The sequence below is a fragment of the Nostoc sp. JL33 genome (assembly GCF_017114985.1).
GTDB lineage: Bacteria > Cyanobacteriota > Cyanobacteriia > Cyanobacteriales > Nostocaceae > Nostoc.
In genome coordinates this window covers 63,595-78,619 of the sequence record NZ_JABXKP010000018.1, presented here as the reverse complement: position 1 = coordinate 78,619, position 15,025 = coordinate 63,595, and the positions used below count along the sequence as shown (strand labels likewise).

Below are 15,025 nucleotides of genomic sequence, written 5' to 3'. Positions count from 1 at the left end.
TATTAGCTTTAGCTGCTGCAAATTAACCGCAATTGTGTTAGCTGGGGGTAAGAGTTCTCGCATGGGTCAAGATAAAGCCTTGATTCCCATTCAAGGAGTGCCGTTGTTACAGCGAGTTTGTGGTATTGCTGAAAGCTGTGCTGATGTTGTTTATGTAGTAACTCCCTGGCCAGAACGCTATCAAGACTTGCTTTTGCCTGGTTGCGAGTTTATTCGGGAAGTATCTTTGTCGGGAGAATCTCTAGCCCACGGGCCTCTAATTGGTTTTGCCCAAGGACTAGCCGAAGTACAGACAGATTGGGTGCTGCTGCTAGCTTGCGATTTGCCGAGGTTGCGGGTTGAGGTGTTGCAAGATTGGGTAACTAAACTTGATAGCGTGGGAGATGATGCGATCGCAGCTTTAGCTGATCATCCCAAAGGCTGGGAACCTCTGTGTGGTTTCTATCGCCGTCGCTGTCTGCCACAACTTCTAGAGTTTATCAATGCAGGGGGGCGATCGTTTCAACAGTGGCTTCGGCAATATCCTGTAGAAGTTTTGCCTTTAACAGAACCGGAAATGCTGTTTAACTGTAATACACCAGAGGACTTGGCTTTAAGTTAATTTCGAGTAGAAAAAATGCTAGTCTTTAACGATTAGTTTGCTTTTCTATAGCCCTACTTAATCATTCGTGAACAACAAGATCCCCGACTTCTCTAAGAAGTCGGGGATCTGAGTCTTGTGATTTGAACGAAATCAAAGCTGAGTTTACTAGTGTCAAAAAAGGTAAAAACTTAATCGTGAACTGGGCCTGCGGAAACTCTGCTAATAAAGTCATTTTTCCCATCAAGATCGTTAGGATCTATCAAAACATAAGTAATTGCTTTCTTACTACTGGGTTGTTTTACTTTGGGAACTTGAGAAATAGAGCCATCTGCATTAACCACAGGTGGAGACCCACTCATCATTATTGGTGAACCCCAATAAACCACCCGCCAAACATTTTATTGACAAGACCTCGCCCTTTATCTGTGTAGGATAAGTATTCAACTGTGGTTTTAATAGGCGGTTGCGTTAAACTGGAAAACGTAATTTTATTTGCTAACTCAAGCGCCTTTTGTGCTGACACAGTAATGTTTGGTAAAGGAACTGCTGATTTGAATTCACCTTCATAGCCTTGAAGAATTTTTTGGGCATTTGGAGAAATATCAACAGGTTGATCTAGTCCTAGCGTAAGAACTGGGTTTATTTCATCTATCGTAGCTTTGTTCTGAGCTATCTTGGTTATGGTCTGAGCGCGTGAATTATAAGTGTAAATTAAAGCTAAAATTGGGATTGGCAGTACCAAAAGTGAAATTATCCATTTACGCTTCATTTTTATAATTATTAATATTTTTATTTATAATTTTACTTTCTCTGCGCCCTCTGTGCCCACCGTACCCCTACTCGTTGGCGCAGCCCAAGGTAGAGAAGAGTCAGTGCTTGCACTCACAATCAAATCTCTACCTCAGCCAATGCCTCATGGCTGAGGTAGAAGCATTTTCAATTGCCGATTCCACAAAATAGCCCTAACGTGGAACTGCTAACTATATGTATTAAGGACGCGAGGAGTGATCATGGGGCAGACACAGGAGTTAGGACAGATTATCATCCTGAATGGTGTCCCGCGATCAGGGAAGTCGAGCATTGTCGCAGTCATCCAAGAGACATTTGATGGTGTGTGGATGAACTTGGGTGTCGATAGGTTTATGCAAATGACTCCCGCACGATACCTACCTGGGATCGGTCTGCGGCCAGGGGGAGAACGCCAGGACATCGAACCCCTCGTTCCCATTCTGTACAGCGCCATGTATGAGTCCATCGCCGCCCACAGCCGCTTGGGTCTGAATGTCGTGGTTGATGTCGGACACCATGACGCCTACGCAATAAAGCGGGGCATTCTGGCCGATAGTGCCCGGCGTTTGAACGGGTTGCCGGTCTTGTTCGTAGGCGTTCATTGCCCGATCGAGATGATTATGGAACGACGACAAAACACGGGGTGGAACGTGGTCAGTGCAGCCGACTCCCCAATGCCACATCCGGTTGAGTTATGGCAACGTGAAGTCCACATCCCTGGCATCTATGACCTGGAAGTTGATACCTCGTTGTTAAGCCCAGGTGCGTGTGCGGAGGTGATACGCCAGCACCTCGCAGATAATCCAGCACCGTCGGCATTCCAACGACTCGCTGCACACCATACTTAAGCTGTAGTTATGACTGTGTTTAGTATTTCTTATAAGGTGAAAGTTGAAAGGGAAATTCGATCCCTTTCACTACTTCTGGAATAAGTCTACTTAACCCGACAGAATTTGCGATCGCTATCACTTTCAGGATATTGCCAAGAATAGGCAAAATGGCTAACTCCCTTCAATTGGGGAGCAAATTGGCGAAGTGCCTGCATTTGTACTTCTAGGGATGGACGATTACTGACGGATTTTCCCCACTGACCGGCTATAGCAGGCATTATCTGCGTACCCGGTTTTGCCATACTCAAAACTCGCTGCACTTGCGCCACAATACAACTAACATTACCGCAAGTCCCATAAGACATGGGATGCCACTCTAATGTAGTCGGGAACCGATCCCAAGGTTGCAAACGCGAATCATAGCCTTGTCCGACAGTTTGGTTGCCATCAGGGAAAAACACCACTCCTGCGGGAATACCTTGCTGCTTTGCTGGGTAAGTAGCTAAGGTGACAAAATCTAGAATTCCTTGCATAGCGTGGGCAACGGCAAGCTGCCATAACTGCCATTGTAAAAGTGGTTGTCTGTTGGTTACAGGCAGGATTGAGCTTGGCGCTAGTGGGGGAATGCGTCCTTGCCAGAGGGGTTCTCCTTCCTGGGGATAAAGTTTATCGACTTCCGTTATATCTCCACCAGTGACGTATCCCTTACTCAAAAAGCGGCGAATTAAGTCCAGCCCTTTATAATTTTGTGCCCGTTTAAATAAAGCTTCTTGGGTTGCAGGACTAAATAGCCATAAATCTGAAACTTTGGTGGCGATAGAATCACTTCCAGCTTGTCGGGGATAGCGCACGTAGTCTAATAGCAAGCCATCTGGGCGGCGGCGCAAAACTTCTTGTACTAATTGGTAGTAGTCGCGTTTTGCTTGCGAGTTGTAGGGGTCGATAAATACTTGAGAGCCGTTATCTACAACATATAGGCTAGTTTGACCTTTGCCATTACGAGCGATCGCACTTTCTCGATCTCGGCGCTGGGCGTAAGTATAGCCGAAATTTGTGGTAAACATCCAGGCGTAGACCTTCAAACCGCGTTCCCGACCTTTTTTAATTGCTGTGGCGAGTATATCGATGTTTTCTGCCCCTGGAGTGCGAATCACAGAAGGCCAAACCGTCGGGTTAGCTCTTGCTGGCAATAATACCTGTCCGTCGTAAAATACTTCTAAATAAACTTGGTTATAGCCACGGTTAACAATCCGATCCATAATCTGATCAATTGTTCCTGGCTGAATGTCACAGGGATACAAGCGCAACCAAATGGCTTGGATTTGCGGCCAAGTCCGAGTGCGGCACTCCTGTAATTCCTGTCCCTGTTTTTCTACCATATTTTGGTAGCGCGTTTGAGCATCTTCCTTGTCTTTAAGGGCTGACAAACGTAACTTTTCTTTTTCTTGCGCCGTCGCTGATGATAACTGACAATACTCAGTTGCTTGTGCGCTTGCTGGTTCGCTTCCAAAGTTGGGGAGCAACGAACTACTAGTGAAAACAACAGCGAATAGCCACCGCCAAAATAATGTTGATCTTGTAACGTTCAAGGAATGGTTAGACATACCTACCAGTAGATGGACACATTAACAATTTAAAATTCACGCATTCACACATTCAAAATTGAAGAAAGTTTCAGATTCTTATTTATGAGCGGAGTCGCAGCCACCGTTGCGCTAAAGGGTGTCCCAAGGGGAGAAACTTTGAGCTACGTGTTGACATTCGGTCTTAAACCCTTTAATTTACGATAATCATCGACCCAACTCAGATAATTGTGGCCAACGTGTATCGAATTATATAGTTAAGTAGTAAGGGTTTTAAAACCTATTTTTTTAAGACTGCTAAAGACCTATTTGTGTTGCCGGATTTTTTTATCAGACATAAACGCATACAGGGCAGCAGAAAACACCTGAATACACATCAACCTTAGTCTCCTATTGGGTAGATTTTGCCTCTACCTTGGTTAGTGAAAATCTGCCAAAACCAGTAGGATTTTTGAACCAAGAATACCCTGACTTTTAGCTGTGTGAACTATAGCAGGGGACTCTAAACAGGGGATAGGGAACAGGCTTGAAAGTCTCTTGGTATCCGGGTTTTCTGTTCAGCTTATGTCCTAAACTACCTGACGACAGCTATAAAAGCAACATTTGCTATTTTTGAATGTGGTGCTGAGTATGCTTCTTATGCCATTTTTACCCTAGAAGGAATTTTAATATGCATCGTCGTTGGCTCTTATCTGCTTTAGCACTTTTGATGAGTATAGTTTTAGCTGCTTGCACGACTGCAACCACTCAGCAGCCACAAACAAAAGTCACAAACCCTACGGAGACGACAAACACAAATTCTCAGCAAGCACCAAAAGGATCAGCAAAAAGAGTTGTTGCCCTTTCTTCTCTTTCTGCTGACATTATCTCTCGACTTGATCAAACAAAAATTGTCGGAATCACTGGGAGCAGATTATTTAAAAATGACTCAAGATTCAAGGATATTCCCCGTGTTAGTGAAGGCCAAAATCCGCCCAATTTAGAAAAAGTGGTCGCGCTCAAACCAGATTTAGTTATTGGTGCAGAAGGTTTTTCTAACATCCCAATTCAAAAACTTCAGCAGCTAGGAATTCCGACTTTTCTCAGCAAGGTGAATAACTGGGAATCTTTAGGAGAACTTACTAAAACACTTGCTAAATTAATTGACGTTGATCCTCAGCCTTTGTTAAATCGTTACAAAACTTTCTTGCCAGAAAAGCCAACTCAGGGTTTTTCTACTCTAGCGCTGGTTAGCCGTCAACCAATTTTAGCCCCAAATAAAAATAGTTGGGCGGGGGATTTACTGGTGAAATTCCAGGCGAAAAATATAGCAGCAGATTTACAAGGGAAAAGTCCAGTTGGTGGTTATGTGACGCTTTCGGCTGAGAAAGTTTTAGAAGCAAATCCAGAGGTGATAATTTTGGTTAATCCCCCGCAAGGAAATTCGGAAGCAGCGCTTTTAGATTCGCTGAAAAAGGAAGCTTTTTGGCAGCAACTCCAAGCAACCAAAAATAACCGAGTCTATGTGTTTGATTATTTTGGTTTGGTGAATCCAGGTAGTATAGATGCAATTGAAAAGGCTTGTCAGCAACTTAAGCAAGCGTTGTTTGCACCATAGGACATTTAGCTCGATAAACCGTTGCGGGTCTGAATCCCTGACTGATAGCGTACTCCTGCGGAGGACAAGCTACGCTTTTAGCGTCTGTCTGCGACACGCTGCGCGAACGTAGAGAACGTCTTGATTCTGACTCCTGAATTCTGACTTCTGAATTCTTCTTCAATAATTTACATGTTGGCATAAAATCGTCATTTCTTTACATCATCCGGAGGATTACAACTTTATTTTGTAGTTATATATATTCCGATCGCACTAGGTAACGCTTACAAATGAATCGGGTTGCTCGCCGTGGTGTTTCTTACTTACTGTGTTTGGGATTAGTAGTCACTTTAACAGTTTTTTCATTCTCTTCACTGCCCGTCTATTCCCAAAAAATAAGCCCTTTAACTACAGAAATTCGCGGCGTTTGGCTTACTAATGTTGCTAGTGGTGTACTATTTGTCCCTTGGGGTATTAATCGCGCTGTAGATCAATTATCCGCTCTCAACTTTAATACAATTTATCCTGTCGTTTGGAACCGAGGGCATACTTTTTATAAGAGTGCTTTAGCTAAAATTGCTACAGGCTCTGATACTCAACCTTTGCTCAACTTTATGCACGGTGGACAGGATGTTTTAGCAAAGATAGTCACACTTGCTAAAAATAAACATTTGAGAGTCATTCCCTGGTTTGAATACGGATTCATGACGCCGCATTATTCACAATTAGCAAGGCGTTATCCCGACTGGTTGACAATTGGGCAAGAAGGTATAAACTCTATCCAAGATGCCCCACCAGAAGAAATCAATAATCTTTTGGTGAGTAAACAGGCTTGGTTGAATCCTTTACATCCACAAGTACAAGAGTTTATCCAAGGGCTAATTTTGGAAGTAGTCAGGGATTACGATGTGGATGGTATTCAGCTTGATGACCATTTTGGGATGCCTGTACAGTTTGGCTACGATCGCTTCACTATAGAACTCTACCAGCAAGAACATCAAGGCAAAAGTCCCCCTGATGATCCTTTTAACTCAGAATGGATGCGTTGGCGGGCAGACAAAATTACTGATTTCATGGCAGAAATCTATCAAGCTGTGAAGGCGGTTAAACCTAATGTCAAAATATCTTTGTCTCCTAACTATCAAGCTTTTGCCTATAAATACTATTTGCAAGACTGGGAAAATTGGGTAAAAAAAGGTTTAGTTAATGAGTTAATTTTGCAGGTGTATCGAAATGATAAAAACTCTTTTATCGCTCAACTGGAACAACCATCTATAAAATTGGCTCAAAGTCTCATTCCTGTAGGTATTGGTATCTCAACGGGAACAGTGCATAATCCTGTGAAAATGGCACAAGTTAGAGAACAAGTTCAGGTTGTGCGCGATCGCAATTTTGATGGTATCTCCTTTTTCTACTGGGAAAGTCTGTGGGGTTACATCGTACCTGAATCACCCCAACAGCGACGCAAAGCTTTTTTTGAGATGTTTAATCTTAAAACTGCCAGACTATTACATTGAACCTATGGCGTGGCGATGAATATTTGTCTCTTCAGCTTGGGCTATTGCTGTCCCCGTGGGTTCTGCTGTCGGGATTCACATGCGATTGTAACTTGCCGTTCCCTTTATTAAGAATAATAAACTTAACTCATATATACTGGTGGTTGTACTGAGATATATGGAAGAATCTTAAGAAACTGTTAAAAATCAAATTTAGTCAGGTCGCCCTAATCTGCAAATGTATTTTCACCTTCAAAAAGCCGGATTTGTTAAGCTGACTCCTACTTAGCTTTCCTAGATTTCTGACAATAAGTAGAGAAAGATCCAAATTTCGATGAGCAACAGCTGACAAGACTTTGCTATAGGCGCTAAATTGCATCTACTACAAGCATAACTACAAGAGAGCGCCTAGAAGAGTTAGTAATACCAGACAGGGACTCTCGCATGAATATAAATCCAGTGGAATCAACTATAGAGTTGACAAAATTATCATCTCCTGAGATTCTGTTTGGCACAGAAGGAAATGAGAAAAGCAGTAGCGAGCAGTTTCTACTGAGCATGTACAATTCTGTGCAAGTATCAATATTTGTAGTCGATGTTCTGGAGGACGGAGATTTTCGATATGTGGCACTTAATCCGACTCATGAGCGGTGGATAGGCATTCGCTCAGACGATCTCCGGGGCAAAAAACCTGAGGATATTCTCTGTGCGATCAATGCTGCTAAGGTGCGTCAGCATTATACTGACTGCGTGCGATTCGGCAAAACTATTTCTTACGAACAATGTTTGCAATTCCAGGGAATTCCTAGTTGGTGGAGTACGACTCTCACGCCGCTAAGGGATAGTAACTCTAGGATTTATCGACTGATTGGTACTAGTAGCAATATTACGCCTGTGAAGCAAGCAGAACAAGCAGTTGGACTCCAGGTTGAACGGGAGCAACTGCTAGAAGCGATCGCCCGACGGATTCACCAATCTGTAGAATTAGAGACAATTCTGGATCAAATAACCAAAGAACTCCGGCAGTTTTTGAATTGCGATCGCGTGCTAATTTATCGCTTCGAGGCTGATGGCAGTGGCGTAATCATTGCCGAGTCAAGTGTGGCCGTCGGTGATCCACTGTTGGGAAAAAATATTACCGATCCCTGCTTTAGTGGCAAACATTCACAACACTATGGACGAGGTTGCATTCAAGTTGTCGAAGATATTTATGCAGCCGGTTTGCATCCTTGCCATATAGATTTTCTGGCATCTTTGCAGGTGAAAGCCAATCTAGTCGTGCCGATTTTCAAAGGGCAAGATATGTGGGGACTGTTGATTGCCCAGCATTGCCACCAACCGCGTCAATGGCAGCAAACAGAAACTGACTTGACTCTTCAGTTGGCAACTCAAATCGGCATTGCTGTCCAACAGGCAAAACTTCATCGGCAGATTAAGGATCTCAAAGCGAAGATCGAGTTGGAACAACACAAGCAGATCAATCAGTTGCAGCAGGTGCGAAACTTTGAAGGCTTGGTGCGACGTATGACAGAACAAATCCGCGACAGTCTGGATGAAACTCAGGTGTTGCAGACTGTTACCCAGGAATTAGCAGAGTTACTGAACCTTGATCGTTGCCAAATCGAACTCTATAGCAGTTGCCAAACGCTGGTGACTATTACCTACGAGTACACCACGAAGCTACCACAGTCTCAAGGATTGACTAGACAGATTGCAGACCGTCTAGAAGTTTATCAGCCCCTATTGCAAAAACAACCTTTGCAGTTTTTGGAAATTGTGCCAGGATGGCAACCAAACTTGTTAGTTATGTCCCAGATGGCTTGTCCAATTTTCGATACTCAAGGGCTTTTAGGAAATATTTGGTTGACAAGACCGACACAAGAGGCATTCGATGAATTTGAAATTGAGCTAGTGCAGCAGGTAGCAAATGAATGTGCGATCGCGATTCGTCAAGCCCAGCTTTACAAACAAACCCAGGCACAGGTAAAAGAACTAGAAAAAGGCGATCGGCTCAAAAACGAATTTCTCAGAAGTCTGTCCCAAGAACTACGGACACCAATAACTAGCATCAGCCTTGCAGTCCAAACCCTCGAAACTGTTCTCACACCAGCAGAAATATCAAATATAGAAATAGTTCCGCAACTCTTGCAGATTCTGCATAACGAGTGTGGGCGAGAAAGCAAGTTAATTAACCACCTACTCACACTCACATATCTCGAAGCCGAACCCGAACCCCCAACTTTGATTGCCATTGACTTACAAAGCTGGCTTCATCCCATTGTCGAGTCTTTTCGAGACCTCACCAACTGCCAGCGACAGCATTTAAATCTGAGGGTTGATCATGCGCTGCCGCCTTTGGAAACAGATATCACCAATTTCGAGCGGATTGTCACCGAGTTGTTGAACCATGCCTGCAAATATACGCCAGCAGGCGAATACATCACAGTCTCTGCTCACTTAACAGAGAATGCAGTAGAGCTTAATATTACCAATTCTGGTATCGAGTTTACCAGCAATGAACTGTCACGCATATTTGAGCCTTTCTATCATCTTTCCGAACATGATCCTTGGAAACATAGCGGTACTGGACTGGAACTGGCATTAGTCCAGAAAATGGTCAGACATTTAGGCGGCTCAATTTATGTGCATAGTGCAACAGGTCAAACCACCTTCACCGTCAAATTTCCCCTTTAATTCCTTTTTTGGGCGCGGCACTAGCAAATCTGTCCGAAGGTGTGCTATGATTCTTAATTGTGCGGGTGACTAGCTCAACGGTAGAGCAGTAGACTCTTAATCTATTGGTTGCGGGTTCAAATCCCTCGTCACCCACTTTTTAAGTATTTTCAAGGGATTTCTAAAAAATAAATTATCCATCTTGTGGGGTGGGCTGAAAAGCTCACCTTTTGCCTTATAAATAAAATTCCAGTTTTTACCACAGCTTGTGCATCCGTTACAAACAAAGTAACAGATGTTAGGAATGAAGTTGTTGTCGTTACCACAGCTTATCTATTTGTAGCAAACGCTTATGCTATCGTTACCACAGCTTAAGCAAAACTTATCAATGAACTTGTTGTCGTTACCACAGCTTGTCTATTTGTGGCAAACGCTTATGTTGTCGTTACCACAGCTTAAGTAAAACTTATCAATCAACCTGTTGTCGTTACCACAGCTTGTCTATTTGTGGCAAATGCTTATGTTGTCGTTACCACAGAGTGTAGGTTGGGGAGCCACTGCGTCCTTGCGGTTTCCCGACTGTAAAGCAAGTGGCGTTTGAGGAACGTAGCTTGCCTCCCGCAGGGTAAGGGACTGACAAATAAAAAAATATTCAATTATTTATTGTGGGGTGGGCGACACGAGAGCCCAGTTTATATGGCTCTCGTGTCGCCCACCCCACAAGTAGTAGTAATTTATTTCTTGGAGTTCCTAACCCAACATTATCAAGAGTTCGTTGGGTTTCACTTCCCTACGGGACGCTGTTTGCGAAGGTTCAACCCAACCTACGAATATTCTTAGTTTTCGTCAAGGTTGGTACGATGCGATGACCAGAAATACTGTACCTTTTAAAATTTGGTTAAACCCTTGGGTTAAACTATTGCTACACTGTAAAGTTTTTAATTTATTATGACTAAATCACCAGTAAAAACTCTCTATGTAACAGACTTTGCATTGTGGATTCAGCAGACCGTCAATAGCTTAAAATCCCAAGATTATAGCAATGTAGACTGGGAAAACTTAATTGAAGAGATAGAAGGATTGGGGAGGAGAGATAGACGGGAATTAGAAAGTCGTTTGACAACTTTATTTGAACATGCCTTAAAACGGAATTATGTAAATTTACCAAAATGTTATGGCGGTTGGGAAGCAACAATTAGCCGCACACAACAGGAATTAAATCGTATTCTTCGAGATTCCCCTAGTCTGCGTAATTATTTCTTAACTATATGTGAGGAATCTTATCAAAATGCACATAAAAATATGAGTAAGGAATATCAAACAAAATTTCCTGATGATTGTCCTTTCCCTAATGATGTAGAGACATTATTGAATGAAAGCTTTTGGTGTTGTTAAAAACCTGTAGTTATTAGTCATTAGTCATTAGTTTTAGAGAAACCACGCGCACTCTTTAACGTGGTTTGAATTAGTCCTAATCATTAGTCTTTTTTCGCTTCTTTACCTGCTGGTAATTCTGCTAAATGATGATCAATAATGTCTGGTAGTTCTTTAGGCTTTACCACAGATGTGGTTCAAATAAATAAAAAATGCTATAAATTCATCTTTGCAGAAATTCTTTCATAATTTACTTAAAAAAGAATGGAAATCAAACAAATTTGCGTGATTGGGGCTGGAATTAGCGGCCTGGTAACAACTAAAACTTTTGTCGAGGAAGGCTACGACGTTACTGTATTCGAGAAACAAAAAGGACTTGGTGGTGTTTGGGAAAAATCTCGAAGTTATCCAGGATTAACAACCCAGAATACGGGTGACACATATAGTTTTTCTGACTATCCCATGCCTGCATCCTACCCAGAGTGGCCGACAGCAGAGGATATGCAGAATTACCTAAATTCATACGCCCAGAATTTTGGAGTTCTTGAAAGAATTCGCTTCCAAACGGAAGTTACTAATGTTTCCCGAAAAACTGGAGAACGACCAGGATGGGTAGTTACTATCAGAGTCAAGGAAGGTAATGGGGGTGAGACAAAAGAGGAAAAGCACGAATTTGACTTTGTGCTAGTGTGCAATGGAATATTTAGTTTCCCTAATTTACCTTCCTTGCCTGGTAGGGAGGAGTTCGCAGCATCTGGAGGACGAGTACTCCATTCTACTGAGTTTAATGATGCTTCAATCATTGAGGGTAAGCGCGTAGTAGTAGTGGGTTTTGGCAAATCTGCCTGCGACATTGCGACTTTAGCGGCGAACATAGCCAAAGAATCCACCCTTGTCTTCCGTCAACCCCTGTGGAAGATTCCTAGATTTTTCCTGGGTTTAGTAAACCTGAAGTATGTTTTATTAACCCGCTTTGCAGAAGCTTGGTTCCCCTACCGTCAGATGGGACGGATTGAAAGATTGCTGCACACTCTGGGTAAGCCACTAGTGTGGGCTTTCTGGCGGACTAACGAGATGGTGCTACGCCTGCAATTCGGTCTTGATAGCTGCGACATGTTACCCGAACATCCGATGAATCAGGCTAACTGTCAAATTACCATAGCTCCTCCAGATTTCTTCAAGTACGTACACTCTGGTAAAATTCAGGCAATTAAAACCAGCATCGCCAAGTTTATCCCTAATGGTGTGGAATTAACCAATGGTCAGCAGTTGCAGGCAGATATAGTAATTTTTGGTACAGGATTTAACCAGGAACTTCCCTTTCTCGAAGAAGAATATCGCCGACAGATAATTGATGAAGATGGTAATTTTAGCCTTTACCGTTATCTGATTCACCCTAATATTCCACAAATGGGTTTTGTTGGCTATAACAGCAGTTTCTATTGTCAGTTGACATCAGAAGTTAGTGCTTGGTGGCTGCTAGAGTATGTCAAAGGCAACTTATTATTGCTTTCGCCCTCAGCAATGTATCAAGAAATAGCAGCAAATATGGATTGGATAAAAACTCAATACAATAATGTTGTAGCGAAGGCAACATGCATCTCCTCGTTTTCCTTGCGTTACACTGAGCAACTCATGGAAGATATGGGTGCTAATAATCAACATGGTGTCTGGAAAGAAATTTCACAGATTATGATGCCTGTGGATTCATCCCTCTACAACAAACTTCGACAGGAATTGAAGTTGCAAAGACTGAAAAATGTTAATGATTCTCCTAACCAATTAACGGAATCTTTGTGAATTAGACATAGGAGTGAAAAAAAATGTAGAGACGTAGCACTGCTACGTCTCTACAAGGGTTCTGGGTAACGCATATTTAATTTCTGGAGATGTCTATTCAAAACAGGCAGCTAAACTGACTCCACTGAGGAAGCACCGAAACGATAGCCTTTGCCGTAGACTGTGTGAATCAGCGCAGTTTCTCTACCTACCTCAATCTTACGACGCAGCAAACGAATTAATGCTGCGATCGCATTACTACTGGGTTGTTCTTCCTCTTGCCACAAATTTTGCATAATCTGGGCATGAGTCATTAGTTGTCCAGTGTGTTCCATAAAGTATTGCAACAACTGGCTTTCTTTTTGCGAAAGCTCAATTATTCGTCCTTGGGAATAGGCTACTTGATTTTCACAATCAAGTTCTAAATCAGCGACAATCAGCCGCCCGGTGGTGGTTTCATGAGTTTGGGAACCAGAACGACGCAATAAAGCCCGGACTCTGGCTAGTAACTCCCGCAGTTCAAAAGGTTTAACCAAATAGTCGTCAGCACCAGCATCTAAACCTTGTACGCGGTCATCTAGGGTATCTTTAGCTGTGAGAAACAGCACGGGAGTAGTTTTGCCTTGGCGGCGCAATTGTTGACAAATTTCTAACCCCGTTTTTCCTGGCAGCATCCAATCTAAAATTAGTAGGTCATAACTACCTGCTTGTGCAAATTCGCTGCCACTTGTCCCATCGTAAGCGGCATCTACAATATAACCCTCACGAGTTAATAAGCGACTCAAGGGTTCAGTTAGTTCAACTTCATCATCAACTAATAAAATTCTTATGCTGCTTGTGGTAAGCATATAGAGATATTCTTAATATTATTCAACTGCCGGAACGCCAAGGATACTAAGAAAAAGAATGCTGACTGTTGCATTGCCAAAAGGGGAATTACTTAAAAATAGCATCCGCCTGCTACAATCTGTGGGATTAGATTTTAGTGCTTTTTTAGATTCAGGAACTCGCCAACTTCAAATTCCTGACACTAAGGGAGTTGCCAAAGCTTTGCTGGTGCGGGCGCACGATGTACCCGTTTATGTAGAATATGGTCAAGCACAACTGGGTGTTGTTGGTTACGATGTGTTGCGGGAGAAGCAGCCGCAAGTTGCCCACTTGGTGGATTTGCAGTTTGGGCATTGTCGGATGTCAGTGGCGGTAAAAGCATCTAGTTCTTACCGATCGCCTTTAGATTTACCACCGCATGGTAGAGTTGCTTCCAAGTATGTCAATTGCGCTCGTGAATATTTCCACAGTCTAGATTTACCTGTGGAAATAGTGCCGTTGTATGGTTCAGTGGAACTAGGCCCAATTACTGGAATGTCAGAAGCGATCGTGGATTTGGTTTCTACAGGGCGGACTTTGAACGAAAATGGTTTGATTGAAATTGCTACTCTATATGAAAGCACGGCGCGGTTGATTGCCCATCCTCTGAGTTACCGGCTGAACACGGGTAATCTAAGTGATGTAATTGCCAAGCTGCGGTCAGCCGTTTTGGTAGGAGTTTAATAGTTACAGTCACAGGGAAATTTTGCACATTTAGAATGCTTCACAATTTTTTTTAATGACAAGAACAGCTTTTCCCTACAAGGGCTACGGTGTACACACAAGTCGAATATAGAGGGTAACTTTTGTCATTTATCTCGTATCTCGTGTATCTCGTTCCCAGTCTCCGACTGGGAACGAGTAAAACACGGGTAATCTAAGTGATGTAATTGCCAAGCTGCGGTCAGCCGTTTTGGTAGGAGTTTAATAGTTACAGTCACAGGGAAATTTTGCACATTTAGAATGCTTCACAATTTTTTTTAATGACAAGAACAGCTTTTCCCTACAAGGGCTACGGTGTACACACAAGTCGAATATAGAGGGTAACTTTTGTCATTTATCTCGTATCTCGTGTATCTCGTTCCCAGTCTCCGACTGGGAACGAGTAAAACACGGGTAATCTAAGTGATGTAATTGCCAAGCTGCGGTCAGCCGTTTTGGTAGGAGTTTAATAGTTACAGTCACAAAGAAATTTTGCACATTTGGAATGCTTCACAATTTTTCTCACTAAAATCATGATTTAATCACGATTTTTTTCTTAAGGGACTGACAAATAAAAAATATCTTTCGTAAGGGCACAGCAATGCTAAAGCCCCTACAGCATGGTCTATTTACGTAGTTTACCGCCGTAGGCATCGCAGGATAATTAACAAAAGCCTGAAAACTTCCTCAAGATCGTTAATTGGGATGACGATGCATTTCTACAGTGCGTAAGTCCTAAATATATCACCCTCAACATCTGAGGCAGGAGTAAG

Annotated in this window: 12 protein-coding genes and 1 tRNA gene; 9 read left to right on the top strand and 4 right to left on the bottom strand. The window is 42.7% G+C overall.

All coding sequences use genetic code 11. The features are described from left to right. Position 1 precedes the first annotated feature (1 nt). Positions 2–601, top strand: coding sequence for a molybdenum cofactor guanylyltransferase (locus HWQ23_RS03835; RefSeq protein WP_292823982.1), 600 nt, complete (start codon positions 2–4; stop codon positions 599–601). Positions 602–771: 170 nt separating this feature from the next. On the opposite strand, the gene HWQ23_RS03830 is transcribed toward HWQ23_RS03835, so the two are convergent. Further along, the gene (locus HWQ23_RS03830) at positions 772–945 is read right to left on the bottom strand and encodes a hypothetical protein (RefSeq protein ID WP_292823766.1); all 174 of its coding nucleotides are present in this window, start codon (positions 943–945) and stop codon (positions 772–774) included. Beyond that, the gene (locus HWQ23_RS03825; RefSeq protein ID WP_292823763.1) at positions 945–1,352 is read right to left on the bottom strand and encodes a hypothetical protein; all 408 of its coding nucleotides are present in this window, start codon (positions 1,350–1,352) and stop codon (positions 945–947) included. Before HWQ23_RS03825 ends, HWQ23_RS03830 begins: the two co-directional genes overlap by 1 nt. Positions 1,353–1,593: 241 nt before the next feature. Here HWQ23_RS03825 and HWQ23_RS03820 point away from each other — a divergent pair, with 241 nt between their 5' ends. Beyond that, the gene (locus HWQ23_RS03820) at positions 1,594–2,220 is read left to right on the top strand and encodes a chloramphenicol phosphotransferase CPT family protein (RefSeq protein WP_292823760.1); all 627 of its coding nucleotides are present in this window, start codon (positions 1,594–1,596) and stop codon (positions 2,218–2,220) included. Between the two features lie 86 nt (positions 2,221–2,306). On the opposite strand, the gene HWQ23_RS03815 is transcribed toward HWQ23_RS03820, so the two are convergent. Then, complete coding sequence (locus HWQ23_RS03815) at positions 2,307–3,806, bottom strand: family 10 glycosylhydrolase (protein WP_292823757.1); 1,500 nt, start codon at positions 3,804–3,806, stop codon at positions 2,307–2,309. Positions 3,807–4,455: 649 nt separating this feature from the next. On the opposite strand from HWQ23_RS03815, the gene HWQ23_RS03810 reads away from it, so the two are divergent. The 6 genes from HWQ23_RS03810 (at position 4,456) to HWQ23_RS03785 (ending at position 12,704) form a co-directional block, all read left to right on the top strand. Beyond that, positions 4,456–5,382, top strand: a complete 927-nt coding sequence (locus HWQ23_RS03810) for an ABC transporter substrate-binding protein (RefSeq protein WP_292823754.1) — start codon at positions 4,456–4,458, stop codon at positions 5,380–5,382. Between the two features lie 269 nt (positions 5,383–5,651). Beyond that, positions 5,652–6,878 (top strand): glycoside hydrolase family 10-like protein, encoded by a 1,227-nt coding sequence (locus tag HWQ23_RS03805; RefSeq protein ID WP_292823751.1) that lies wholly within the window; start codon positions 5,652–5,654, stop codon positions 6,876–6,878. 423 nt (positions 6,879–7,301) lie between these two features. Beyond that, positions 7,302–9,551 carry a sensor histidine kinase gene (locus HWQ23_RS03800; RefSeq protein WP_292823748.1) on the top strand — a complete coding sequence of 750 codons (2,250 nt, stop codon included), beginning with the start codon at positions 7,302–7,304 and terminating at the stop codon, positions 9,549–9,551. Between the two features lie 63 nt (positions 9,552–9,614). Then, positions 9,615–9,686, top strand: a tRNA-Lys gene (locus HWQ23_RS03795). 792 nt (positions 9,687–10,478) lie between these two features. Further along, entirely contained in the window at positions 10,479–10,925 is a 447-nt protein-coding gene (locus HWQ23_RS03790) for a DUF29 domain-containing protein (RefSeq protein ID WP_292823745.1), read from the top strand. Positions 10,926–11,168: 243 nt separating this feature from the next. After that, the gene (locus HWQ23_RS03785) at positions 11,169–12,704 is read left to right on the top strand and encodes a flavin-containing monooxygenase (protein ID WP_292823742.1); all 1,536 of its coding nucleotides are present in this window, start codon (positions 11,169–11,171) and stop codon (positions 12,702–12,704) included. A gap of 110 nt (positions 12,705–12,814) precedes the next feature. Here the strand turns inward: HWQ23_RS03785 and rppA are convergent, their stop codons facing one another. Then, complete coding sequence (gene rppA / locus HWQ23_RS03780; RefSeq protein ID WP_292823739.1) at positions 12,815–13,531, bottom strand: two-component system response regulator RppA; 717 nt, start codon at positions 13,529–13,531, stop codon at positions 12,815–12,817. Between the two features lie 58 nt (positions 13,532–13,589). On the opposite strand from rppA, the gene hisG reads away from it, so the two are divergent. After that, positions 13,590–14,234 (top strand): ATP phosphoribosyltransferase, encoded by a 645-nt coding sequence (gene hisG / locus HWQ23_RS03775; RefSeq protein WP_292823736.1) that lies wholly within the window; start codon positions 13,590–13,592, stop codon positions 14,232–14,234. Positions 14,235–15,025 lie beyond the last annotated feature (791 nt).